The organism is Chloracidobacterium sp. (assembly GCA_016716305.1).
Classification (GTDB): domain Bacteria; phylum Acidobacteriota; class Blastocatellia; order Pyrinomonadales; family Pyrinomonadaceae; genus OLB17.
The window spans coordinates 1,490,243-1,516,038 of the sequence record JADJWP010000002.1 but is presented as its reverse complement, the minus strand read 5'-3'; the positions used below and the strand labels follow the sequence as shown (position 1 = coordinate 1,516,038).

The following is a 25,796-nucleotide window of genomic DNA, read 5'->3' as shown; positions in this document are numbered from 1 at the left end:
CTTAAACGATTCACGTAGATTTTGCAATTGATCGTTTTGTGTTGCAAAATATCCCGTCCCTTTAAACCGTAAAAATTTCTTCAGGAGTATCGTGATGAAAGTTTTTGCAGGAAAGTTCTTGCTTTCGTCTTTGGTGTTTTGCACCCTTTTTGCCGTCGTACGATCGAGTGCCCAAGATCTTGATGACGTTACGATCGCGGGCCGAATAACCGATTCGAACGGGATGGCCATCGTTGGCGCGACTGTCATTGCAAGTCAAGTTCAGTCTGGGCTGTCACGGACAGCAGTGACGAATAGCGACGGCCAGTACCGGTTTGTCGAATTGCCCCCGGGAACATACAAGATCAGGGCTTCGGCGACCGGATTCGGTGCAAAAGAGCGGATCGATTTGGTCACGATCGCCGGACAAAACCTTCGACTCGACCTCTCGTTGTTGCCGGCCGATGTGCAAGCGGAGACAACAGTTACGGTAACTGACGATGACGCACCAGCTATTGACGTGACCCGAACAATTGTAGGCGGAACGATCGAGGAGCGGGAGATCGAAGAACTTCCGAATGTTAATCGAAATCCGCTAGACCTGGTCTTAACTCTTGGGGGGACCTCCGAAGAAGCTCTCTCAACTTCAGATCTCGCCGAGGACCGAAACGCGAATCCGCGGAGCACACCCTTTGAACAGGGCAATTTCACCATTTCGGGCGGGGCCTCTTATTCCAATAACATTACGATCGACGGTTTAGATAATAACGACGACAGGTCAGCTCGAGACCGGTTTCAGCCGTCTTTAGAAGCGATCGCAGAAGTGCAGGTAATAAGAAATCAATTCTCGGCTGAGTATGGACGTGCATCTGGCGGACGTATCAATTTACGAACTCGCTCCGGCTCAAACCGCTATCGCGGCAGGGCATTCATGTTCTTCGCCGATGACAGTTTCAATGCGAATACTTGGTACAACAACAGCCGAGGAATCGATCGGTTGCCGCTCACGTATTACAATCCCGGTTTTACGTTCAGCGGACCTGTCAAATTGCCGTTTTACAATGGAAAAGACAAGACATTTTTCGCATTTGCATACGAATATCAGCGGTTTGAAGATACGACTCTGATCGATACGTATATTCCTGTGGTTCCGAATCCACGATTTACGTTACCTTCGCCGACCGGGACGGAGCAATTTTGCGACAATGCGAATCCCGCGAACTGCCCGGCTACAGCAGGTTTTATTTCTAATTATTCGAATTTGTATGCGACTCCGAACGCAGGAAATATCCTCACGCTGCGATTCGATCACCGATTGACCAAGAAAAATGATTTTACCGTCGGTTGGCAGTTTGGCCGGCGCAAAAACCGTAGAACTAGTGGGACTTCAACTACTCGTATAGAAGAAGCCTTGCAGGCAAGGAACATAAATACAGACGCAATAAACTTCACTGACAACCACGTTTTTGGATCTAAAGCCGTAAATCAGTTCAGGTTTCAATGGTCCAATTACAAACCGAGTTATCAAACGGACGACCCATTGGCACCGGTGATCTTGATCGGGTATCGAAATCCGGTAACTAACAGCGTACAGACACTTATTGCAGGTAATTCTACAGCAAGCAGCTTGCAGAATTTTGCCGACAGCCGCGAAGAACGAAGATTGCAGTTTCAAAATTCGTTCACCTATATTGCAGGATCACACACGCTTAAGATGGGTATCGACGTTCAGGACGTCAATTCGAAGGCAGTAGCGCTGGGCGATGCGACGGGTACCTACAACTTTGGCAGCGTTTTGAACTATTCGAACAATGTTTTATCGAGATATCGGCATAACTTTGGGACAGCCACAGACGTTACAAACACGTATTGGGGTTTGTTCATCAACGACGAGTTCAGACTCACTTCGAACCTTACACTCAGTTACGGGGTCCGTTATGAACGCGAGACTGCGATCTCTGACAACAACAATATTGGGCCTCGTGTCGGTATTGCGTGGGATCCTTTTGGAAAGAAGCGTGGAGCGGGCAAAACGGTTGTTCGATTCGGAGCAGGGATTTTTTACAATCGGGTCCTTTTGCGAACGGTCGGCGACTTCATACAGAACCAATTAGGCAGCCTTGCATCATTTGACTCCAATACGATACCCACAACCAATAATTCGAGAGCAAACGTCCTTGCCCAGATCGCGACCAGTTTCCCGAACGCTTATCCATCTGTTGAAGCTCTTCGAGCGGCAGTCACGTCGGCAAATTGCGGACCAGTGGCTACTCCTGTTCCGTGTGGGCCAAATACAGGTTTCATTGCTAATACCGCCAGCGGCGGTAACCCGCTACGGTCCGTCGATCCTGACCTCAAAATCCCTGAGAGCTATCAGTTCAACGTTGGGTTTGAGCGTGAGATATACAACGGATGGGTTTTTGAAGCAAACTATACATGGAACAAGACTGCTCACCTTTGGCGAGAATACAACACAAATCTTCCGATACTTCCGTCCGGGTTCCAGGATTATACCGCGTACCTTGTCGCATCGCAGTACGTTTTTACTAACTTTAACGGTACCCAGCGAACATATCGCTTTTACCTTGGTCCGACGACGGATCCCAGCGGAGTTTCTACAAATCCAGCAACTCAGACCGGTACCTGTGGCACAACGGTGAATGTCACCTGCTGGATAAATCTGAATACCGTAAACACCTCGTCGACGACTCCGAACACCAACGCATCGGACGGTGTTTCATCAAATTCGATCGGTGGGCCAATTGGCATTGCGATCGAAGCACTTCGGAGTCTGCGTCCCGACCCAACCGTAGATGAGAAAGAGCGAGTCGCGTCGATCGGGAACTCAGCATATCAAGGACTGGTTTTGGAGTTTCGCCGCCGTTACCGAAAGATGGGTTACGGTTTCGGAGGATCTTTTCGTGCAGTATATACTCTTTCGAAACTGATGGATGACGGACTCAACAATACTTCGAACGCCGAGGTCAGCGGTGATTTCAGCCGCGAATGGGCTCGAGCCCTGCAGGACAGGCGACACCGTTTCGCTCTGTCGGGCTCCATCGATACTCCGTGGTGGCTCGGGAGCGTTCGGTTCTCTCCGATTTTTCGTTTTGGAAGTTCAGCGCCTTTCAATCTTGGATATGGCATTGATCGAAATCTGAATGACTCGAGTACCGATAGGGTTCAGTTCAATGGCAACCTTTCAGATCTAGTTTGGCGTGAGCCGGGTTCCGGGGTTCCGGAGGCTTTGCTTGCTCAATTTTCGCTGCAGCCCATCGGGTCGCGAAGCGGAAATCTTCCGCGGAATGCCGGCCGAGGTCCGAAACAGTATATATTTGATCTGAACGTTACTCGTGAATGGAAGTTTGGCGAGCGTTTCCGTTTACGGCCAACAGTCGAGTTCGGCAATATCCTTAACATGGCTGTGTTCAGTTTTGGCTCTGAGTTTGTTGATTTTATAGGGCCGAACGCGTCGGCTACCGCTAGAGAGAATTTCCTGGTTCCAACCCGCACCTTTCGCCCAAGGCAGATTCGGTTTGGTATTCGGTTCGATTTTTAGATTAATTACACCGATCGAAATAAAAGACCGCCACTCGAAGCGGTCTTTTTTCGTTCTTCAGAAGAAAGATTTTTGATGACGAATTCACAGTGAATGTGATAGTTTTAAAATGTTGAACATCTTTGTTCCGTGCCGACGATGAATCAAGTATTAGAGTCTGCCATCCCCGTAAGTGAGATCTCGATCGAATCGGTGTTGCTGGACGCCGATCTGTTCGTGAAGTACAGTTCGCCTGAAAAGGCCTTCACCCTGCTTCGGGAGTCGATCGAGCGCAGCCCGCGTTCGATATCTCTGCGCGAAAAGATGCGCGACATCAGTATCAAGCAGAAGAACCTCTCCGAGGCTGCAAAACAATGCCTTGCATTGGTAACGCTATATATTGCACGTGAAGACTTTGACCTGGCTTACGATCGACTTCAGGAAGCGAAACTACTCGATCCGCGGATCTCAGTAGCTCCTGGACTCGAAGCTATCCGTCGTGCCCGGCGACCAGAATTTGCTACAAACCGTGACAGAACACCGCAAAAAGTCAGAACCGATGTGACGTTTGCAGGAAATCTCGGATACGTCAGCATTTTTGATGCGGTTCAGGTGATAGAAAATGCAAAAATGACCGGGCTTCTGGTATTAAAATCCGACATGCACCTGGCCAGTGTTTCTTTCAACGAAGGCAAGATAGTCGATGCGGAATGTAACGGACATAATGGTGTTGGCGCATTCAGGGAGATCATTGAGATCAGCAGCGGGACATTCGAATTTTCTACGTCCGAAAACGAGTTTCAAGTCATAATCAGCGTTTCGAGCAATACAAACTTTTTGCTCGATGTTCTTACCGAACTCGATAACGAAAGAGCTGAACAGCAGGGGCTTCGTGACGTTGGGAGCGAGCTGATTTAGCCGCACAACTCACAGTGTGGCCCCCCAGGGATTCAATCCAATTCCGCTTATTCACATATCGTCACGGAACGTCTCATCCGACAGTTTCAGTTGACTAAAACCGCCGATTACCCCAAAATATAGTGCTACCTCGAATAACCTAGCACTATAGAATGTTTAAGCTCCAACGCCTGGAAATCACAGGTTTTAAATCTTTTGCGGACTACACGGAGATCGTCTTTACGGGAAACGGAATAACGGCGGTTGTTGGTCCGAACGGCTGCGGCAAATCGAATGTCTCGGATTCGATCTCGTGGGTACTGGGAGAACAGCGTGCCAAGTCGCTTCGTGGAGGCGAAATGAAGGACGTCGTCTTTCAGGGTACAAAAAACCGAAAGCCGTCTGGCATGGCCGAGGTTGTTTTGCACCTAGTCCGTGACGACGATGCGTTTGATATTGATGACCGTGAACTCGAGGACATCGATGAGGCATTAAGCAATATTGACGAGCTTGCCGTCGACATCGACGCCCTTGAGGCTGAGACCACGGAATCGTCGGCGGAGGCGGCCGCGGATGCTGCATACGTTGCCGAGGCCGAGCAGAATGGCCTTCACGAAGAAGGCGACATCGAGATCCAGAAGGTTCAGGCGGCACAGGTCGGTTCGATACAAGTGGTAGAGCGAACCGTGAGGTCAAAGCGCCATTGGCGGCCTCGTTCGTTTGCTTTGGATTTCGCACCTGGAGAAGCGGTTTCCGTCACCCGACGACTTTATCTATCGGGTGAAAGTGAATATCTCCTCAACGGGAAAACATGTCGGCTTCGTGATATTCAGGACCTGTTCGCGGGAACGGGACTATCAGGCGCTCATTACGCGATCATTGAACAAGGCCGAATCGGTCAGATACTATCGGCAAAACCAGCTGACCGTCGAAATCTCATCGAAGAAGCGGCCGGAATATCAAAGTTTCGGACCCGACAACGTGCGGCAGAATCCCGGCTCGAGTCAGCAAAGTCCAATCTTGGCCGGATCTCGGACATCGTATCAGAGATCGAGAAACAAGCGAATTCATTGAGACGTCAGGCTGCGAAGACCCGGCGGTATGTCGTTTTGCAAGAGGATTTTCGGGTCCTTTTAAGACAGCTGTTCGCAGCCGAAGGCAAGCATCTATCGGGCCTGATCGATGAGCTCGGTGAAAAACTGGCTGAAGCGATCGAGACCGAGCGTGGCTTCATCGTCAAGGTCAGTGATCAAGAAGAGACCTTTCGAAGGGCAACGATCAGCGCCCGCGAAGCAGAGGAAGCTCTCTCGGAGGTTCGGCGCCGGCATGCCCAGAACGCACTTGAACGCGATAGAGCGGATCGAGAACACCGCTATCAGTCAGAACAGATCGTAAATCTCAACAATCGCGTTGTTGCATTGCGCGGTGAGATCGACGCCTCGAATGAGCGACTCAGGCTAGCAGCGAACGAACGCGAACGGCTTGAGATCGAGGAGCAGAAAGAAAGTTCTGAAGCCGACGCCTCGCGGCTGATACTTGTAGAGGCTGAAAAGACCTACGCGGCAAAAGTTGACGACGTTCGAACGATCGAGGCGGAGGCAGAGTCCCGTCGAAACGAATTGATGATACACAACGCGGCTGTCGAACGATTTGACGAGATAGGTCGGCAGCTTGAAATGAACGTCGCTCGACTGCTCGAGAGGCTTGAAGGTCTGGAACGCGAGGGCTCACGCGCGGACGAGATGCACGCTGATTTCGTCGCGGAAGCTGAACGAGCTTCGAAAGAGCTGGCCGGTGAGCGGGAAAAACTCGATTCGCTAAATTCTGAGAAGAAACAACTTCTTGAGAATTCCGCGGCCGCTCGCGAATTGCTCAGGCGCGCCGATGAGCATTTCAGACTTAGAAGTTCTGAACTTGCACGAACGCGCAATCGGCTTGAGACGCTCCAGGAACTTGAAGAAAAACGAGCAGTGTACGCGCCCCAGATACAGAAGCTATTTTCCGAAAAGGACAAAATGGGTGTGCAGCCGCTCGGCGTGCTCGCAGATTTTCTGAACGTCGATGAGACCGCAGAGAGAGCCGTTGAAAGCCTTTTTGGTGGATATCTGCAAACGGTATTGGTCCGGAATTTGGCCGAGGCAAAGAAGGTTTCCGACTGGCTGCGGCAAAAGCCGATCGGACGCGTTTCGATCTTGATCGCACCCGATGCAAAACGTGTTGAAAACACATCCGTCAGGATCGGCAACTCGAAGAGCATCGAAAAAGTCCTCGGGGTTTCGCCAGAGTTACTCGCGGTATTGCGAAACGCGTTTCCCCGAGAGATGTCGGCCGATCTGGTCGATGAGCTCGATGATACACCCTCGGCAGCTGGCGGCGTGACTGTTGCAGAAAACGGAGATATACGTTTTGGCAACAGTCTTTTCATAAGCGGCCAAACCTCGACCGGTGAAAGAAACGATTCGCTTCTTGCATTCAAACGCGAACTTACCGGTCTTGCTCGGTCTGCCGAAAGGCTTGAAAACGAAGTCGCAAAGGCTGAGGAGGCTGCTAATGCCGAACGGTCGGCACTGACAAACCTTGAGGAAAGGACAGTTGATCTTCAGTCGCTTATCATCAAAGTAGAGCGCCATATTCTGAGCCTTGAGCTTCACGAAAAGAACGTGCGTCAAGAGATCGATCGGACCGAGAGACATCGAAAGGTCGTTGTAGAAGAGCACGCTCAATTGACTGCAGAGATCGCCGATATGCGTGCCAAGATCGGCGCCGCGCAGACGAGTCGGATCGAGGCCGAGGCGGCTCGTCGCGAAGCACAGGCCGATCTTGATGAGACCACTCGACGCCTTGCTGCGGCACGCGAACATGCTGAAGACGAAAACCGGATTCTAAACGAAAAGAGGACTCTTGCCGCAACCTCCGGTGAGAGGCGCCGATCGGCCCAAGCAGCATTGCGTCGGATCGAGAACGAACAAAAAGAGGTCGAATCCCGGATCGCCATTCTCGAACTTGACCTATCCGAGACGGATATAAAATTAGGGGAACTCCGCAAATCGGTCACAGAGATCGCCGGCCGGATCACCGGTGTCGAAGCGGATCTTGAGGCGGAGCGGCTCGAAATTGATACGGCTGTCAGTGCGGTCAATGCGGCGCGCATAATTGCGGACGAATCGAGTGAGACCCTGGCAGAGTTGAACCGAAAAGCTGCCGAGGCAATGAACGAAAGGGCTGCGATCGAGGTTCGTCAGACCGAGGCGGTCACGCATCTCAAGAATATTCAGGAGAATTGTAATCAGGAACTCAGCATCGAGCTTGATCAGCTGGTTAATTCTGTAGAGCTGCCGCCGGATTTTGCTCTGGACGATGCCCGGCGGCAAGTAGACGATCTGCGGCAACGGTTGGACGGATTTGGGGCCATAAACATGCTCGCCGTAGATGAACTCGCTGAAGCCGAAGAGCGATTACTTTTCCTGACGTCTCAAAGGCACGACATCGTCGAGAGTATTGCCTCGGCCGAAGAAGCTCTGCGTGAGATCAAAGAGCGGTCGCGCGAGCGGTTCAAACATGCGTTCGAGGCCATCAACGAAAATTTCAAGACCTATTTCAGCGACCTTTTCGGCGGCGGACGGGGCGAAATGACACTCCTCGAATCTGACGACATACTCGAAGCCGGGATCGAGGTTTCGGCTCAGCCGCCAGGCAAGCGTCTTCAGAATATCCTCCTGCTCTCGGGCGGCGAGAAAGCAATGACCGCCATTGCTCTCGTGCTCGCCATTTTCAAATATCGACCATCGCCGTTCTGTTTGCTCGACGAGGTCGATGCACCGCTAGATGACGCAAACGTCGGCAGGTTTGTTGGAAAGATCGCTGAAATGTCCGAAAAGACCCAGTTTATCGTGATCACCCACAATAAACGGACGATGGAGGCCGCCCGGGCGCTTTATGGCGTTACGATGCAGGAAGCCGGTGTATCGAAGGTGGTCTCGGTGAAATTCGAGTAGCTTAACATCTAAATCGAACCAAACTTGCTTTCGACTCATCGAAGAAGCCGGTGTACAATTGCGCGTTCGGCCCGTTTTGAGGCCAGCCCAATGATGATGAAAGCATTATTTGCAACAATGATCGCGGCTATCTTTGTGTCCGTTTTTGCTTCCGGCATTGACGGGCAAACCAAAACGCGTAAGTCGACTGTCAAACGTCCGGTCGCAAAAGCGGCGGTTCCGGTCGAAACCAAACGAGAGGAGCCCGTTCCTGAAACGGTTTCGGCACCGCCGAAACGCAACGAACGGCCGAGCGGATCAACGAATAATCCTGGCGTTGCGGTCTCAAAGCGATCCACGGGGACCGAACCGACCGCGTTCTCGTACGAATTCTCACAACCGAATTTCACGCTTGCCCTGATCCGGGTCGACCATGACGAAAATGGCAAGGGCAAGATCTCGTTCACCCGAAAGGATTATGATGAGGCGATATCTGATCCGGTCAGCCTCTCAAAAGCAACCATCGATCGGTTGAACACGTTCTTTGACGAATTGAATTTTCTCGATTCGAACGAGGATTATCAATACGAGAAAGACTATTCTCACCTCGGAAATATAAAGATCACACGTCGTAAGGACGGCCGTCAAAGGACAGCTGCTTTCAATTGGACGGAGAACAAAAGCGCCCGAAAGCTCGCCGACGAATATCGAAAGATCACAAATGAATATGTCTGGATATTCGACATCAAGCTTGCACGCGAAAATCAACCGCTGGAAACACCGCAGATAATGAGCCGCCTCGAAGGACTTATAAAACGCAACGAGATCTCCGATCCACCCCACCTTATACCTTTTCTTACCGAGCTGAATAACGACGAAAGGCTCCCGCTAATGGCTCGTAACAACGCATCGCGGTTAATTGCCCAAATTTTGAAACAGGTCGAAAAGGCCGCAAAATGATCCGCGTCCGAGCGAATTGATCCCGAAACGGTCTCGTAGGTTTTCAAATACCACCCCAAAACACCCAGAGTGTATCACAAAAGTGACAGTATTGCAAGTATGAAAATCTGCAAAAAATACGATTAGCCCAGTATTGACGGGCATATGAGCAATGGGTGACCAACGGAGGCGGCTGTTTGTATTGGGTACTGAGCGGTTTGTCGGGGCGTCGCCGCCCGAGGTTTCAGGGCGATCGGTTCCAGTCGGCGTGCGGCAGCGGGCAATGGCCGTTACAGGCTGTTCGCGGAGTTGTTCGTGGCCTTCGCTGCTAATTGATAGTGCCGATATCCGAACAACTTGACGATCGACCGTCTCTTCATCGGCCACGGCGTCATCAGCATAGCGAACGTATGGACCATTCGGCAACGAACCGGAAACCGCCGTCGAAGTGTGAGAGTTCGGCCGCGACTTTCTGCCCGCCGTCAGTTTGAGATCGTCCCGTCGTCGGCGATCTTTGGTGCGGTAGCGGGGAAGTCGGTGTTTGAAAGCGAGCGAACTTTACGGATCGACTCGCCCGAGGGGTCAAGGACCGGTATTCCGCGTCCTTCCTGCCGGCCCGAATGGATCCGTCCGCCAGCGAATTTACCATCGCGGCCTAGTTCAACTTCGAGGATCATCGTCAGGGCAGTTTCATCCTGCAGCCGGAACCAGCCATAGGTCGCGAAATTGCCGAGGCTGTAAGCGATCAGCCGCCCTTTATAGATCTCCATTCCGCGAAGGACGTGCGGGCCGTGTCCGAGAACGAGGTCTGCTCCTGCATCGATAACGGTGCGGGCGAAGAGCGGCAGATTGCCGCGTTTCTCGCCAAAATACAGCTCGGTGCGATTCGGCACATTTTGGGATGCAGTACCTTCGGCACCGCCGTGGAAAGAAACGACGACGATGTCTGCGTTTCTGCCCGCGTCAGTGACAAATCGCTTCGCCGCGACGAGATCATTGACGTTCGGGACGATCGCATTGTGGGCAAACGCGACGAACGCGATCTTGATGCCTTTGACGTCGAGGAAAGCTGTCGAACGCTGAAGTCGATCGCTTCCGGCGTGTTTTATACCTACCGCATCGAGTGCCTGCCGGGTACTTGTCATACCCGCGTTTCCGAAATCGAACGAGTGGTTGTTGGCGAGACTGACGACATCAAAGCCGGCATCTTTCAAATACTTTCCGTAACGGGTCGGCATACGAAACGCAAAACAGCGGATCGGTTCGGGTTCTTTGCCGGGAAGCGGCGGTTTTGGCGGCTTGCACTTGGCCGATTCGCCGCTGTCTGCCATCGGGCCTTCAAGATTGCCGAAAGCTATGTCGGCTGCCGAAATAACGGGCGTCACGGCCTTTAGCAACGCTTTGCCGTCTTCGGGCGGCATTCTCGTATCGTTAGGATAGGGCGAGCCGAGCATGATATCGCCGACGGCGGCGATCGTGATCGTATCTTTTTTCTGAGGGGTCGGGGTCACATCAGCCTCGACAAACCGGGTTGCCGAAACGTTCTCGATCTGTCCGGCAGTGCATCCGGACGCAAAAGCGCATATCGAAAGTGCCAAACCGAACGACAGAACCATATTGCGTCGTCTATTCATCGGGGGAACAACTTGGGCACGCATTATCACGAAGGTGCGGGCACTCCTTCAGTTCAAATAATCTCAGCGGTGTGAACCCTAGGCCGTCGCCGGGGCAAGTTTCTCGGACACTTCAGGTTCGCTTGCCGCTGAGATCTCATCGGAATCCTCGATCAGCGATGTTTCCACGATCGCTTTCTGTTCCAGCTCGTGGATCGCATACGAACCGGTTGCCGGCGACGCCGATGCGACGCGGCCGACGTACCTGAGCGTTAGATGCTCCGGTTTGATGTCGCGTATCCGTTTTTCGACGAACGTCCATCCACCCATGTTCTCGGGCTCTTCCTGGGTCCAAAATACCTGCGATGCATTTGGATATGATGCAAAGACATCTTTCAGCCCGGCGGCCGGGAACGGATAGAATTGCTCGACGCGGACGATGGCAACGCGTCCATCGTTCGAATCTTCGCGGCCGGCATCGAGGTCGTAAAAGACCTTACCCGAGCAGAGCACGATCCGCTTCACCTTTGCACGATCGGCGATCTTCGCATCATCGATCAGCGGACGAAATCCGCCGGTCGTCAATTCATCGATCGTCGACGAGGCGGCCGGCAGCCGAAGCAGGCTCTTTGGCGTCATCACGACCAGCGGACGGAGCATTTCTTGTTTGGCTTGTCGGCGTAAGAGATGAAAATACTGCGCGGGCGTCGTCGGGTTGCACACCTGAAGGTTATTCTCGGCGCACAATTGTAAAAATCGTTCGAGCCGGCCGGAGGAATGTTCCGGGCCCTGGCCCTCGTAACCGTGCGGCAGCAGCAGCACGAGACGGCATTTCTGATTCCACTTGTCTTCGGAAGCAGCGATGTACTGGTCGATTATTACCTGCGCTCCGTTGGCAAAATCGCCGAACTGAGCTTCCCACATCACGAGGTCATTCGGGCAGATCACCGAATATCCATACTCGAATCCGAGCACACCGGCTTCGGACAGCGAGCTGTCGAAAACGTAGAACCGCGAGCGTGGGTCGCTTTCGGTCTTCAGCTCGGTCAAAGGCGACCATCGTTCACCGGTGACCGTATCGTACATAGAAGCGTGCCGCTGTGAGAAGGTCCCGCGTCCGGAGTCCTGGCCCGAAAGCCTGACCGGCGTTCCTTCGAGGACGAGCGAACCTACCGACATCGCTTCGGCAAAACCCCAATCCATCGGCACTTCGCCGCTGCCCATCTTTGCCCGCCGGGCGAGCTGGCCGACCATCTTCGGGTTGATGTTGAAATGGTCGGGAACGAGCGAGATCTTTTCGGCGACGGTCGAGATGATCTCACGCGGCGTCCCCGATTCGAATACGGCTGAACCGTCGTCTTCGGCGGCGACCGGCGGCAGTTCGCTTCGTTTCGAACCCTGCGAAGCGATCTGTTTTGCACGTTCGAGAATGCCTTCGTATTTGTGGACGACCGCGTTCGTCATTTCGCTGAGCACCTCTGCGGTGATGACACCCTCGCGGATCAGGTGTTCCGCGTAAAGATGGCGCGTTCCGGGGTGTGCTTTGACCCGGGCGTACATCAGCGGCTGTGTGTAGCTGGGTTCGTCACCCTCGTTGTGCCCCAGCCTGCGAAATCCGACCAGGTCGAGGACGACGTCTTTGTTAAACGCGTGGCGATAATCGAGTGCGATCTGGATCACGCGGTAGGCGGCCTCGGGGTCGTCACCGTTGATGTGAAAGATCGGCGTTTGCGTGATCTGCGCAGCGTCGGTCGAATAGATCGAGCTGCGGCCCAATTGGGGCGAGGTGGTGAACCCGATCTGATTATTGATGACGATATGGATGGTCCCGCCTGTTCGGTAGCCCGGAAGACTCGCCAGCTGCAGCGTTTCCATCACGATCCCCTGACCGGCAAATGCCGCGTCGCCGTGGAGCAGGACCGGCATCACAAGGTCGTAAGCCTCTTCGCGGGGCCGCTGGTCGCCGTTTCGCACGTCGTCCTGAAGTCCGCGGGCCATGCCCTCGACCACCGGATTGACGAATTCCAGATGGCTCGGGTTACAAGCGAGCTCGATCTTGATCTCGCTGCCCGACTTTGTGATACGCGTGCCGACAGCGCCCTGGTGATATTTGACGTCGCCCTCGTCGGCCGGAAAGCTCGGGTGCGAACTGCCCTCAAAGATCGTGAAAATGCGCTCGGCCATATCGCCTTTTTCCGCATCGCCGACGATATTCGAAAGAACGTTCAGACGGCCGCGGTGGGCCATACCCATAAAGATCTGTCTGATGCCGCGTGCGGCTGAGCCCTCGACCAGCTGGTCGAGCATCGGAATCACCGTTTCGCATCCCTCGAGGGAGAAACGCTTTTGCCCAAGATATTTCTTGTGAAGAAACTGTTCGAACTGCTCGGCTTCGATCAGCTTCTGCAGAAGCTCTTTTCGGATCGCCGGATCGAGCGGAACGGTGTCGACGAACTGTTCGCGGATCTGGCGGCGGATCCAGTCCTTTTCTTCCTTGCTCTGAATGTGGCGATATTCGATCCCGACCTTTCCGCAATATGCCTTGCGAAGGATCTCGAGTATTCGCCGAAGCGTCGCGGTCTTTTCATCGTGAAGCCCGCCGGTGATGAATTCGCGGTCAAGATCCCAGATCGTCAGGCCGAACGATTCGAGATCAAGTTCGGCGGAGTGGTGCGACGTCATGTTAAGCGGATCGATATCGGCCAGCAGGTGACCCCGGATGCGGTACGCGTTGATCAGCTGCAGCACGTTCGCCTGCTTTTCGGCCTGCTCGGTAAATCGGTCGCCGCCGAGCAGGGACGGGTTATAATCTTCGGCCCATCGCAGCGGCGGAATATTGATCTCGAGGTCGGCAAAGATCTCATCATAGAACCGGTGCTGCCCGACGAGCAGCTCACTGATCTTTGCAAGAAACAGGCCGCTTTCGGCTCCCTGGATCACGCGGTGGTCGTAAGTGCTCGTCAACGTGATGATCTTGCTGATGCCGAGCTGCGAAAGCGCGGCTCCGGTCATAGCCTGATATTCCGCCGGATACTCGATCGCACCAGTGGCTATGATGGTGCTCTGGCCGGACATAAGGCGCGGATTCGATGCGACCGTGCCTATCGTGCCTGGATTGGTAAGCGAGATGGTCGTTCCTTGAAAATCGGATATCTCGAGCTTGCCGTCGCGAGCTTTTCGGACCGTTTCATTGTAGGCGGAGAAGAACTGAGCGAAATTCATCGCCTCGCAGCCCTTGATATTCGGGACGAGAAGATTTCGCGAGCCGTCCTTTTTTTCGATGTCTATCGCGATACCGAGATTGATGTGCGGATTTTCGATCCGGGCCGGAGCGTTGTTCACGACGCCAAAGCCGTTGTTCATCGCCGGATAGGCCCGGGCCGAGGAAACGATCGCCCAGGCGATCAGATGCGTGAACGAGACCTTGCCGCGTCCGACGGCATGGAGGTGTTCGTTGATGATCCGCCGGTTCTCTTCGAGCACCTTGACCGGTATCGTCCGCAGGCTCGTGGCCGTCGGCACGGTGAGGCTCTGCTCCATGTTCTCGACGATCTTTTTCGCCGGGCCGACGAGCGGTTTTGATTCGGAACCCGCCGGTATCGCGGCCGATCCGGCAACAGCCTTCTGCTTTTGAGGCTCGGCGGACCCTGTTTCTGTTGGAGGGACGGCCGCAGCAACTGGCTCGGGCTTTGTTCCGGTGTTTGACAAAAGCTCGTCAAAATATGCCTGCCACGATTCGTCGACCGTCGTTCGGTCGGCACGATAGCGTGACAAAAGCCCTTCGACGTAACTTGCATTAGCACCGAAATTCTCAGTGATCAATTCCGAAATGTATGTGTTCGATTCGCGCACGTTATTTATTCTCAACCTCTTGATCTGATCAGATGGTGTAAACCAATATCTTATCGCAATCGGGCAGAAAAGCTAAATTTTAAGGGCATCAAGGTCGGGGCCTCTTTCAAGGGTCAACTGCTTCTTAGCGGATTTGCGATCTCGATGTCGATGTCGATCGGAACGACGCGTTTATGGTGAAAGCCGAATCGGCGAAACTTGCCAAAAACGAAGACCCTGCCGCGAACCGTCCATCGTTCTTTCGAATCGCGCAATTCTCTGTACGCGGCCTCGATCAAACGTCCGGTCGGAAGAAAGATCGTCGCCGGTTCGGGTAATACGATCGCTTCATTTTTCCGGAATTTGAAGCTCGCTGTGTATTCGTCGATCTCGACCGGAATTTCGTTGACGCGAAAGTCGTGAAAAGTGAGAAATTCGACCGTGCCCGATTGTTCAAGCGCCCGGATCTCGGCGTTGAGTTCTAAATTTATGCCGGTCAGGCCGACATCCACGAGTTTTGGGTCCCCGATCGTGACGACCGCTTGTTCCTCGCCCGATCTCGATCGGTCAGACGATGTCGAGCTGACCATGATCGGCTTTCGATGGACCTTGTAACCGCGGATCGAACTCGGCAGCGTCTGAGCAGCAAGCGGCGCGACACCAAAGACCGCAGCGATCGCGATGAACGCTATCGCGGTCGATCGGGCGGCTCGGGCGTTCGAAATGATCTCAGGATGAATGTACGGAGCCCAAAAGCCTTCAAGACGTCGAAGCATGTGAGCTAATCACCTCGTCGGGCGCCGACTCTTTGGCCGAGGCCTCGAGGTCCAGTTTTATTGCGTCCAAAATGCCGTTGATGAACTGGGTTGCTTCGAACGTGGAGAATCGACGGGCGATCTCCAGTGCTTCGTTTATGACGACGGTGTGAGGCGTGGTTTCGTAAAGGAACTCGTAGACCGCGAGACGGAGCACATTGCGGTCAACAATGGCCATTCTCTCGATCCGCCAGTGTTCGGCCCGGGTCCGGATGCGGTCATCTATCGCCGCAATGTTCTTGAGTGTGCCAATGACAAGATTGTCGGCGAATGCCCGAGATCGTTCGTCGAAATCGGTCTCACCCAGTTCTGACCAATATATCTCGGGCGTAAACTCCTGGACGTGTTTCACGACGTCGGCCGCGAAAAGCATCTGGAGGGCGCATTCGCGTGCTTTTCGTCGGGTACCCGAACTCTTGGTTGATTTTTCAAACGACATGCTGCAAAACCTTATCGTTTCCCGAAGCTCGATCGCTGCTCATTTCGCGATAAAGATTTACGACCTCGACCGCGGAAATGGCAGCCTCATAACCCTTATTGCCGGCCTTCACGCCAGAACGGTTGATCGCCTGATCGAGCGTATCGGCCGTCACGACGCCGAACATCACCGGTATGCCGGTCTGCATTCCGGCCTGCCCGATGCCTTTTGCGGCCTCGCCGGCGACGTATTCGAAATGCGGCGTCTCGCCGCGAATGACGACGCCGATCGCGATCACGGCATCAAACCTGCCGCTTTCGGCAAGCTTGAGCGACGTCAATGGCAATTCGAACGATCCGGGTACTTTGAATATCTCGACGTCGCTTTCGGCAGCACCGTGGCTTTCGAGTGCATCAACTGCACCGTCGATCAGTTTGGATGTCAGAAAATCGTTCCAACGGCTTGCCACGATGGCGAATCGAAATCCTTCTGCATTAAGCCTGCCGCGATGAACTTTTGGTTGCACTATCTTGTGACCTCAAAAAACAAAAATGCCAAACCCAAGTATAGAGAACGTTAAATCTAAATGACAAGCAAAAAAGGTGCTTTGCAAAATGCCCGGCCTGCCTGAATAATATCGGGTTAGGCCCATTTTAATGCAGCAGGCGATAATCGAAACAGAAGAAACGCTGATCATCGAAACACCTGAGCGTGTCCCGCTGGCATTCTCGCTTGCCTCGATCGGCAACAGGTTCCTTGCCGCCGCGATCGATCATTTGCTTCAGTATGCCGCGATCATCGCGGTAATTTGGATCGCGCTCACCGCAAGCGGAATATCGCTTTTCGGGCCGACCGGCGACACGGCCGAAAGCCTTTTTGCCGATGCTCCGAAATGGGTGATCGCGATATTGATCATCGTCGTTTTCTTGCTGTTCACCGGATATTTTGTTCTTTTCGAGTGGTTATGGAATGGCCAAACGCCCGGAAAGCGGCTTTTGAAGCTGCGGGTGATCCGCGAGGACGGGCGCCCGGTGACGCTCTGGGAAGCCGTAGCCCGCAACCTGCTCAGGGTCTTTGACGCCGTGCCAGGATTCGTTGTTCCGATCTATTCGGTCGGGCTAATAGTCATTTTTCTAAGTAATCGCGACCAGCGGGTGGGCGATATATTTGCCGGGACCGTGGTCATCCGCGAACGGACCGACGAAGCCCCGACGTTCGCCGAGACATTCTCGAACCCGATCGCCGACGCCGCATTCAGGCGTGTTCAGCCGCGAACAAACTTCAGTGCAAATGTCGCATTGTTGTCGAGCGAAGAGATCGAAGTGGTCGAAAATCTCTTGCGGCGGCGATGGGATCTGACCGAGCGACAGCGTGCCTGGATGGCCTGGCGTGTCGCTTTGCCGATAATGTACAAACTCAAACCCGATTACGACCTTCAGACATTCACGTACGAGGGCTTCCTCGAAGAGATACTACATCGCTTTCATGCCAAACAGCGGTTTTTGAATTAGCCCGATTGCCTGGAAATCGGCGTTCGTGTTACTTTTTTCGAAACTCCGAGCGATGGCTTTGTCGTTCACGGTCCTTCTTGAATCAAGTGGCAAAAAAGATCCTTTTAACTGGCGGAGCCGGATTCATCGGCTCGCATCTGGCTGAAAATCTGCTCCGCGAAGGCGGTTGGCGGCTTACGATAGTTGACGACCTCAACACCTTCTACTCACCCGCGATCAAGCAGAAAAACCTGTCGCAGATCCGCGAGATCGGCGAGGTCGAGTTCGTCGAAGCTGACATCCGTGATTTCGGTGCAATGGCGGACGTCTTCGCTGCGGGCGAGTTCGAATGTGTGGTTCATCTGGCAGCCAGGGCAGGCGTCCGACCGTCGCTTGCTGAACCGAGGCTTTACTATGAGACGAACGTGACGGGTACGCTCAACCTGCTCGAACTTGCCCGCGAACATCAAATTCGGCAATTTGTTTTCGGTTCGTCGTCGAGCGTGTACGGGGTCAACTGCAAGATGCCGTTCGCAGAATCGGACAACGTGCAGCGTCCCATCTCGCCTTATGCTGCGACCAAGGCAGCGGGCGAATTGATGTGTCACACGTATTCGCATCTATACGGGATAAGAACGGTCGGTCTCAGATTCTTCACCGTCTACGGAGCGCGGCAGCGGCCTGATCTTGCTATCCACAAATTCTGCAGGCTGATAGCGGAGGGCAGACCGATCCAGGTATTTGGCGACGGCACAACGCGGCGCGACTATACCTACATCGACGACATCATTCAGGGCGTCAGGGCCGCAATGGACTACGACGGGTCGATGCACGAGGTATTCAATCTGGGCGAATCTGAAACGACCGAGCTATCGCGACTGATCGAATTGATCGAGGACGCTCTCGGCAAGAAAGCGGTCATCGACCGTCAGCCGATGCAGCCCGGCGACGTGCCGATCACATTTGCCGATATATCTAAGGCTCGGCAATTGCTCGACTATCGTCCGACCACAAAGATCGAAGACGGAATTCCCAAGTTCGTCGAATGGTTTCGCTCGTCGATCACCTGATCTAGCGCATTGAATGAAGGCCGAAAATGTTGCCTTCAGTATCGTTTGCAAGCGAGACAAAACCATATTCGCCGATCGAGAACTTTGTCTTGAATATTTTGCCTCCGTTCTGCTCGACGCGAGACTCTTCGACGGCACAATCGTCACAATTGAAATAGACCAACGTGCTGTTGCCGCCGGCCTTAAAGCCAGGCATATAAACCAGAGCACCGGACGAACCCGGGGCTTCGTCGTTCATCGGGAACGACCACATTTCGACTTCGGGGCTCTCCAGGCGATCAAGCGTAACCGCGAAAACCGCTTCGTAAAACTTCTTCGCCCGCTCTATATTGTCAACGTAGATCTCAAACCAACCAACCGCGTTTCTGCTCATATTCTCCTTCCTCGGCCTATCCTGTGCGAATTTTGTATTCCAACAATACTGATACGCAGATCGGGGTAGAAACGTTCAGCTTAACTCCAGCCAAAAACTCGTTTCATCGCGGGCAAGAGGCGGTGGCCGGTGACGACGGAGCGGAAGTATTCTTCGTGTTCTAGTTCGACGCGAGCCATGTCCAGAAGCTCGGCGACGCAGTCGTCCATGCCGAGTTCTTTTGCAAAGGCCGCGGCATCTTCGTATTCGATGGAGTTCTTGCTCTCCAGTCGCCCAGCGAAATACATCGGCATGAACCAGCCGGAGACGTGACAGGTCACGCCGAGGCTTCGGCCGATGGTCCAAAACACTTTTTCACGGATCGGTCTTGGTTTCGCACCGAGCTTTTCGAGCAACTGGCCGACCCGCCGGCGATGGTCCCATTCCTCTTCTTCTATCTGCATGATGCGAACGCGTTCCGGCGACTCTTTCAGAGACCTCCAATGCCCACGATAGGCATATGCCGCTGCGACCTCGCCGGAATAAGCGTTCTGCAGAATGCGGATCAGATTTTCGCGGGCTGTTCTCAATTTGATTTGATTGTAACCGAATCACCGCGTAATGCGAGAAAGTTCAGTTGCAGGGACCGAACTGCCGTTTGACATTGATTAGAATTGGAATTATTCTAAATTGAAATCGAGTATTAGAATGCACCCAATAAACGAAATCGAGAGCTTAGGTTTGACCAAGCAGCGTCAGGCGGTGCTTCAGGTGATCCGCGAGTCGGAAAAGCATCTGACCGCGAATGAGGTATTTGAAGATGCTCGGCGTAGATTGCCGGGCATTTCGTTCGCGACCGTGTACAATTCGCTCCACTACCTGAAGAGCGAAGGGCTGATAGGCGAAGTTCGGTTCGGCAACGACGCAACCCGTTATGACCGGACGCTCACGCGGCATGATCATGCGATCTGTGACAAATGCGGCGAGCTCGTCGATCTGAACCTGAAAATTCCAAACAGCCTTGTCAAAAAAGCCGCGGAGCTTTCTCAGTTCGCTGCCGGGTCGATCGAATTGACGCTTCACGGGCTGTGCCCTGCCTGCTCGGAATAGAAATCTACAAAATCAGAAACTAAGGAGAAGATAGAGGGATCACAATGGGAAACACCGAAGAACAAAATAGTGGCGAAGCCTTGGAAATAAACGAATCGAGCCGATGTCCGTTCACGGGCGGTGCGATCGGTTTTACGACGAGCACCAAGAGATCGAATCGTGATTGGTGGCCGAATGCATTGGATCTGAAGATGCTCAGGCAAAACTCTTCGCTTGCCGACCCGATGGGCGAAGACTTTAACTACGCAGAAGAATTCAAAACGCTTGACCTGAATGCGGTCATGGATGACCTCAAAGCGTTGATGACCGACTCGCAGGACTGGTGGCCGGCTGACTACGGTCATTACGGGCCGTTCTTTATCCGTATGTCCTGGCACGCGGCCGGAACATACCGCGTTGCGGACGGCCGCGGCGGTGCCGGTAACGGTGAACAGCGGTTTGCGCCTACCAACAGCTGGCCTGACAACGGAAACCTGGACAAGGCCAGGCGTTTGCTTTGGCCGATCAAGCAAAAATACGGCCGAAAGCTCTCGTGGGCGGACCTTTTCGTTCTTGCGGGCAATGCCGCTCTCGAATCGATGGGCTTTAAGACATTCGGTTTCGGCGGCGGACGTGAAGACGTATGGCAGCCGCAGGAAGACGTTTATTGGGGATCAGAAGGCGAATGGCTTGCTGACAAGCGTTACACGGGCGATCGCGAACTCGAAAATCCGCTTGCGGCCGTGCAGATGGGCTTGATCTATGTCAATCCCGAGGGGCCGAACGGCAATCCTGATCCGCTTGGGTCGGCTCGGGACATCCGCGAAACGTTCGCCCGGATGGCGATGAATGATTATGAGACCGTTGCCTTGACCGCCGGCGGCCACACGTTCGGCAAGGCCCACGGTGCAGGCGACGCGGCACACGTCGGACCCGAGCCGGAAGGCGCCCCGATCGAAGCTCAGGGCTTTGGATGGCTCAGCACGTATGCTTCCGGAAAAGGTGCCGATACGATCACCAGCGGTATCGAAGGTGCATGGACGCCGACGCCGATCCAATGGGACAACAGCTATTTTGAGACATTGTTCGGCAACGAATGGGAACTGACCAAGAGCCCCGCGGGTGCAAACCAGTGGCGGCCGGTTGGAGCGGAACCGAATGTCCCAGACGCGGCCGATCCGAACAAAAAGCATCTGCCGATGATGACCACCGCCGACATGGCGATGCGTATGGACCCGGCATATGAGAAGATCTCGCGGCATTTCATGGAGAATCCAGAAGAATTTGCCGATGCATTCGCTCGTGCCTGGTTCAAACTGACGCATCGCGATATGGGCCCGAAAGCCCGATATCTCGGTCCGCTTGTTCCGCAAGAGGACCTTATCTGGCAGGATCCGGTCCCGGCCGGCACGCGGATCGATGCATCGGACATCGCCGCACTCAAGGTAAAGATCCTTGCTTCGGGGCTTTCGGTCTCGCAGTTGGTCACAACGGCGTGGGCATCGGCATCGACATTCCGCGGTTCTGACAATCGCGGCGGTGCGAACGGCGCTCGCATTCGCTTGACGCCGCAGCGCTACTGGGAGGTCAATAATCCCGGACAGCTCGCGGGTGTGCTTTCGACCTACGAGGGCATCCAGGCTGAGTTCAACGCAGGCGGCAAAACGGTCTCGATCGCCGATCTGATCGTGCTTGGCGGCTGTGCTGCGATCGAGAAGGCGGCAAAAGATGCGGGCTACGACATTTCGGTTCCGTTCACGCCGGGCCGCGGCGACGCGACCCAGGAACAGACCGAAGTGGATTCGTTCAAGTTTCTCGAACCGCAGGCTGACGGTTTCCGCAATTACAAAAAAGGCCATCACAAGACGCCCGCTGAGGAATTGCTGGTCGATAAGGCAAATCTTCTGACACTAACGGCTCCGGAAATGACGGTCCTTGTCGGCGGAATGCGCGTTCTGGGAGCAAACTACGACGGTTCGAAGCATGGCGTTTTCACCGATCGGCCGGGGACGCTGACGAACGATTTCTTCACCAACCTGCTCGACATGAAGACCAAGTGGGAATCGGCAAACGGCGACGGCCAGGTCTTCAACGGCGTTGACCGTGCGACGGGCAGCGTCAAATGGACCGGAACCCGAGTTGACCTTATCTTTGGTTCTAACTCGGAGCTACGGGCTCTTGCTGAGGTTTATGCATGTGCCGACGGCGGAGAAAAATTCGTCAAGGATTTCGTCGCGGCGTGGGACAAGGTAATGAACCTTGACCGGTTCGATCTGGCATAAGATCTTTCGATCGATGAATGGAAGACGGCGGTCCGGCAGCGGGCCGTCGTTTTTTAGCTTGCGGACCCTGATTTCAATGAGGTCTTTATCAATTCCTCGAGGACCTTTATGTCTACGTCTGCGAGTTTGTTGATGTAGAGGCAGCCGACGCCTGTTTTGTGTTTTCCGAGCTTTGCGAGGGCGTCCGCCTGCTTCTGAATATCCATCGTCAAATGCAACGACAGATTTGCCTTCCGCGGTGAAAATCCGATCAGGAACCAATCGACCTCGCGGCCCGTCGCCGGGCTTTTGTACCGCTTAAGGCCAAAGCCGATCATCGAACCGCCCCACATCTTCGGCTCTTCACGACTTGCTTTTTTCATCATCTCCAAGATCACAAAACTGTCGCTACGCTTTTGTTCGCCGTCGATCGCGTTCAGAAAATCCTCAACGCTCGCAGTGTTTTGCTTCGTCTTGATCTCAACTAGTTTTGATTTCTTTTCAGGCATATCTCAAACCCTCAACGAGCCGCGAAAGGCTCGGGCGGCGTAATATGATTCGGCGCCGTTGTGGTAGATGAAGACATGGCCGTAACGCCAATCGCCGAAGATGGCACCGCCGAGTTCGCGGATATCGGCTGGTGTTTCGATCCAGCTGGATGTTTTGGTGTCGAATCGCCCGAGCTTTTGCAAAGACCTGTACTCATCTTCGTTAAGGATCTTGATGCCCATCGAGGCCGCAACTTCGAGAGCGCTGCTCGCGGGTTTGTGCTCCTTTCTCGATTCCCACGCGGCGCGATCGTAACAGAGGCTCCGGCGTACTTTTGGAGTCTCAGGTGAGCAATCAAAAAAAATGAACTCGCCGGACCTCTTATCGAACCCGACAACGTCGGGCTCGCCGCCGGTGCGTTCCATTTCGCTCAGCGACCACAGCTTTTCGGGGTTGGCTTGCAGCTTTGCTTCCACGTCGACCCACTTAATACCATTGTGGCGGGTAGAATTGTTTTCAAAACGCTCTTTCAGCGTGGCGACGAGTTCCGCACGATGCGCCGCCGATATTGTTTGTGTTTTGGTTTTGGAGGTGCCCATAGTTCTTACCGCTCAAAATGAAAGAGTCCTGAGTGGCTCAATATACTATCGGCTAATGAAGTCGAAAGGCAACACCTCGGCTGTGAACCGATCGAGATTTTCCTCGTTCGCCCGTGCTACGATCCTTTCGATCCGGCGTGTGACATCCGCGCCGGTATTGCTTTGGATCTAATCCCAATCGTTCTTGAGCAGCAGCTCTTCGATCCGGTAGGCGTGGAACATCTCGTGGTTGAAAAGATGCCGGAACATTATGAACACCGAATAACGATCGAACGCCTCGTGCACGGCCGATTTCTGCCACTCTTCCTCCGATAGCGTCTTCAATCTTTCGACCAGCGTAGCCCGCTCGCGGACGTATCTGTCGAGGCTCTCGTCAAGGTCAATTTCGAGCATCGCTCCTGCCTCGTCCTCAGCAGAATTCTCTATCGTCTTAATGAAGGGCTCAGGCTCGGACAAGATCAGATCAAGCCGCGCCCGAAACGCAACGTCAGACTGCGACAGGTGAATAGCGTGCTCGTACGCCGACCATTTCGCCGGAGCGGGGCGACGCTTCAGTATCAGCGGCGGCACCTCACGGATCAGCGGAATGATAACGCCGGGTGCCGTTTCTAGTGCGGAGATTAAAGTGCTTATGTCTTTCATCCCAATGGCAATATACGGACTCTCGCTCGTGATTCGTCGACGACGATCAAAGCACCTTGTTCAAGTGCGACCTCGTGTTCGCGAATTACGGAAATGATGGTGGACGAAAGGTCTGACGGGATGACATTTTGTGTTCGCACTTGGATAACGCTCGGACCGATTGCGTAAGTCAAAGCCAAGATCGTTCCAAAATCGAGGTCGTGTGTAAAGACTACGAAACCATTTGAACGAGCGAAATCGACGATCTCGGTATCTTCGGCTCGAGGGTCGCCGAAAGTTGACCAATGAACCGACTCGATACCAGCAGCCGTAAATGCGGCTGTCCAATCTGGCGATAGGTTCATATCGATGAGGACCTTCATGCAGCAACAAGCGGGAGTTCGATCTCCTCAACACGCCAAGCGGCATATGCAAGTGCCTCAGTAAGGTCGCCTTCCTCCAGATACGGATAGGCCTTAAGGATATCTCCGAACGAATGTCCCGAAGCGATGAGGCCGACGATCGTTCCAACCGTTACACGAAGGCCGCGAATACATGGCTTTCCGCCCATAACATTGGGATCAAATGTGATTCTCGCTAATGGTTTCATTTCCTGCCTCCCCAAACCTTTGTTTGCTGATTATACACCGATTTTTGTCGTTGATGAGCACAACTTGATAAAGGTCTAATAGCTTTTGGGATGGTACGTAGGACCATTGGGAGCTACGGCTGAAGCTGAAGCCGGTTAATCTATCGCCTTTTGAGAATAAGACACCACTATTACCGTTTCGCAAGCCATTCTATGCGCTTCTTGAGGAATTTTGAGGGCTTCATGAGGGATTTTGAGGGTTTCGTGAGACAGTTATTGCCCTTCGTAAGGCACTTTGTGTGCTTCGTGAGACAGTTTTTGCCCTTCGTAAGGCACTTTGTGGGCTTCGCGAGGCACTTTTTGCCCTTCGACAGGCACTTTGACCACCTCGTGAGAGACTTTTAGGACTTCGTGACCAACTTGCACCCCTTCGTGAGGGACTTTCACGGCTTCGCGAACGACTTACAAAGGTTAGTGAGCGACCTTATTCGAATTGTTGTCACGAATTACATTGTCTACGATTATGAACGGCTCTGAAGGAATGGCATATTGCCAATCGTTTTCAGTCCCAAGCTTTCTAAAGACTACAAACCGCGCCAAGTTTCCTTGTTGGAAAGGATGTCTTGCAGCAGTTGCCTCCCCGGACGAAACGTCTACGGACATGCCGGGCCAGATCCATCTGGTGACTACGTTAGTCTCGATAGCGTTAAGTGGATCGGGATGACAAAATTTGTTCGACTTGTCGGCGACGGAGGTGATCCATGAATTTGACTGGTCGTCCCATCGCTGTACCCCGTAGGGAAACTCGATTTGGGACATCAATGCGTCCCGAACCTCCCCGCATGTATCAAAGCCGACGGGCAGAAGTGTGAAGTTAAAAATACGGGCATTATACATGTGAGTCTGCCCGGGAATGCCAATATATGAATAACGGCTCACAGCATCAACGTGAACACCATAACCAAATAAGTGGCCGTAATTGTAACGATGCTCAACCTGCAAATATGCGAGGAATAGGACGGCCACTATTCCAATAGCAGGCAAAATCATTCGTAACAACCATTTCTTCATAATCACCCCCGCGCAGATGCTTGATCCACGCGGTTGTAGACGGTGTCGCGTTCGACGGGGTCGAAGCCGGCACGGTGGATCATTTCGATGATCTCTTGTTTCGTCATTTTTACTTCGCCTTCGGCGGCACCTCGCGGATCAGCGGAATGATCACGCCCGGC

Annotated in this window: 20 protein-coding genes; 7 read left to right on the top strand and 13 right to left on the bottom strand. The window is 53.6% G+C overall.

The window, feature by feature from the left end; translation table 11 throughout:
- Window positions 1-94: 94 nt before the first annotated feature.
- The 4 genes from IPM28_08775 (at window position 95) to IPM28_08760 (ending at window position 9,348) form a co-directional block, all read left to right on the top strand.
- A complete protein-coding gene (locus IPM28_08775; protein MBK9173089.1) occupies window positions 95-3,538 on the top strand; it encodes a TonB-dependent receptor in 3,444 nt (1,147 codons plus the stop codon).
- Window positions 3,539-3,676: 138 nt separating this feature from the next.
- Window positions 3,677-4,435 (top strand): DUF4388 domain-containing protein, encoded by a 759-nt coding sequence (locus tag IPM28_08770; GenBank protein ID MBK9173088.1) that lies wholly within the window; start codon window positions 3,677-3,679, stop codon window positions 4,433-4,435.
- 152 nt (window positions 4,436-4,587) lie between these two features.
- Window positions 4,588-8,409: a chromosome segregation protein SMC gene (smc, locus tag IPM28_08765; GenBank protein MBK9173087.1), complete on the top strand. Its 3,822-nt coding sequence runs from the start codon at window positions 4,588-4,590 to the stop codon at window positions 8,407-8,409.
- 96 nt (window positions 8,410-8,505) lie between these two features.
- The gene (locus IPM28_08760) at window positions 8,506-9,348 is read left to right on the top strand and encodes a hypothetical protein (GenBank protein MBK9173086.1); all 843 of its coding nucleotides are present in this window, start codon (window positions 8,506-8,508) and stop codon (window positions 9,346-9,348) included.
- A 461-nt stretch (window positions 9,349-9,809) separates the two neighbouring features.
- On the opposite strand, the gene IPM28_08755 is transcribed toward IPM28_08760, so the two are convergent.
- The 5 genes from IPM28_08755 to IPM28_08735 form a co-directional block, all read right to left on the bottom strand.
- Window positions 9,810-10,961, bottom strand: coding sequence for a CapA family protein (locus tag IPM28_08755; protein ID MBK9173085.1), 1,152 nt, complete (start codon window positions 10,959-10,961; stop codon window positions 9,810-9,812).
- 78 nt (window positions 10,962-11,039) lie between these two features.
- Complete coding sequence (locus IPM28_08750; protein MBK9173084.1) at window positions 11,040-14,792, bottom strand: multifunctional oxoglutarate decarboxylase/oxoglutarate dehydrogenase thiamine pyrophosphate-binding subunit/dihydrolipoyllysine-residue succinyltransferase subunit; 3,753 nt, start codon at window positions 14,790-14,792, stop codon at window positions 11,040-11,042.
- A gap of 113 nt (window positions 14,793-14,905) precedes the next feature.
- Complete coding sequence (locus IPM28_08745; GenBank protein ID MBK9173083.1) at window positions 14,906-15,547, bottom strand: hypothetical protein; 642 nt, start codon at window positions 15,545-15,547, stop codon at window positions 14,906-14,908.
- On the bottom strand, window positions 15,531-16,025 hold the full coding sequence (gene nusB / locus IPM28_08740) for a transcription antitermination factor NusB (GenBank protein ID MBK9173082.1): 495 nt from the start codon (window positions 16,023-16,025) through the stop codon (window positions 15,531-15,533). The genes IPM28_08745 and nusB overlap by 17 nt, the downstream gene beginning before the upstream one ends.
- On the bottom strand, window positions 16,015-16,530 hold the full coding sequence (locus tag IPM28_08735) for a 6,7-dimethyl-8-ribityllumazine synthase (protein MBK9173081.1): 516 nt from the start codon (window positions 16,528-16,530) through the stop codon (window positions 16,015-16,017). Before IPM28_08735 ends, nusB begins: the two co-directional genes overlap by 11 nt.
- A gap of 822 nt (window positions 16,531-17,352) precedes the next feature.
- On the opposite strand from IPM28_08735, the gene IPM28_08730 reads away from it, so the two are divergent.
- Window positions 17,353-18,564 (top strand): GDP-mannose 4,6-dehydratase, encoded by a 1,212-nt coding sequence (locus IPM28_08730; GenBank protein ID MBK9173080.1) that lies wholly within the window; start codon window positions 17,353-17,355, stop codon window positions 18,562-18,564.
- A gap of 1 nt (window position 18,565) precedes the next feature.
- Here IPM28_08730 and IPM28_08725 read toward each other — a convergent pair whose 3' ends face one another.
- Together IPM28_08725 and IPM28_08720 are read right to left on the bottom strand one after the other, a co-directional pair.
- A complete protein-coding gene (locus IPM28_08725; protein MBK9173079.1) occupies window positions 18,566-18,937 on the bottom strand; it encodes a VOC family protein in 372 nt (123 codons plus the stop codon).
- A gap of 80 nt (window positions 18,938-19,017) precedes the next feature.
- The gene (locus IPM28_08720; GenBank protein ID MBK9173078.1) at window positions 19,018-19,506 is read right to left on the bottom strand and encodes a ferritin-like domain-containing protein; all 489 of its coding nucleotides are present in this window, start codon (window positions 19,504-19,506) and stop codon (window positions 19,018-19,020) included.
- A 118-nt stretch (window positions 19,507-19,624) separates the two neighbouring features.
- Here IPM28_08720 and IPM28_08715 point away from each other — a divergent pair, with 118 nt between their 5' ends.
- Both IPM28_08715 and katG read left to right on the top strand, forming a co-directional pair.
- A complete protein-coding gene (locus IPM28_08715; protein ID MBK9173077.1) occupies window positions 19,625-20,026 on the top strand; it encodes a transcriptional repressor in 402 nt (133 codons plus the stop codon).
- A gap of 44 nt (window positions 20,027-20,070) precedes the next feature.
- Window positions 20,071-22,287, top strand: coding sequence for a catalase/peroxidase HPI (gene katG, locus IPM28_08710; GenBank protein MBK9173076.1), 2,217 nt, complete (start codon window positions 20,071-20,073; stop codon window positions 22,285-22,287).
- Window positions 22,288-22,340: 53 nt separating this feature from the next.
- Here the strand turns inward: katG and IPM28_08705 are convergent, their stop codons facing one another.
- From IPM28_08705 to IPM28_08680, 6 genes are all read right to left on the bottom strand, one after another.
- A complete protein-coding gene (locus IPM28_08705; GenBank protein MBK9173075.1) occupies window positions 22,341-22,775 on the bottom strand; it encodes a DUF1801 domain-containing protein in 435 nt (144 codons plus the stop codon).
- 3 nt (window positions 22,776-22,778) lie between these two features.
- Window positions 22,779-23,354: a DUF4256 domain-containing protein gene (locus IPM28_08700; protein MBK9173074.1), complete on the bottom strand. Its 576-nt coding sequence runs from the start codon at window positions 23,352-23,354 to the stop codon at window positions 22,779-22,781.
- A gap of 168 nt (window positions 23,355-23,522) precedes the next feature.
- On the bottom strand, window positions 23,523-23,996 hold the full coding sequence (locus IPM28_08695; protein MBK9173073.1) for a DinB family protein: 474 nt from the start codon (window positions 23,994-23,996) through the stop codon (window positions 23,523-23,525).
- Window positions 23,993-24,358 (bottom strand): DUF5615 family PIN-like protein, encoded by a 366-nt coding sequence (locus IPM28_08690; GenBank protein ID MBK9173072.1) that lies wholly within the window; start codon window positions 24,356-24,358, stop codon window positions 23,993-23,995. The genes IPM28_08695 and IPM28_08690 overlap by 4 nt, the downstream gene beginning before the upstream one ends.
- Complete coding sequence (locus IPM28_08685) at window positions 24,355-24,585, bottom strand: DUF433 domain-containing protein (GenBank protein ID MBK9173071.1); 231 nt, start codon at window positions 24,583-24,585, stop codon at window positions 24,355-24,357. The genes IPM28_08690 and IPM28_08685 overlap by 4 nt, the downstream gene beginning before the upstream one ends.
- Window positions 24,586-25,035: 450 nt before the next feature.
- On the bottom strand, window positions 25,036-25,635 hold the full coding sequence (locus IPM28_08680) for a hypothetical protein (protein MBK9173070.1): 600 nt from the start codon (window positions 25,633-25,635) through the stop codon (window positions 25,036-25,038).
- Window positions 25,636-25,796: the final 161 nt, after the last annotated feature.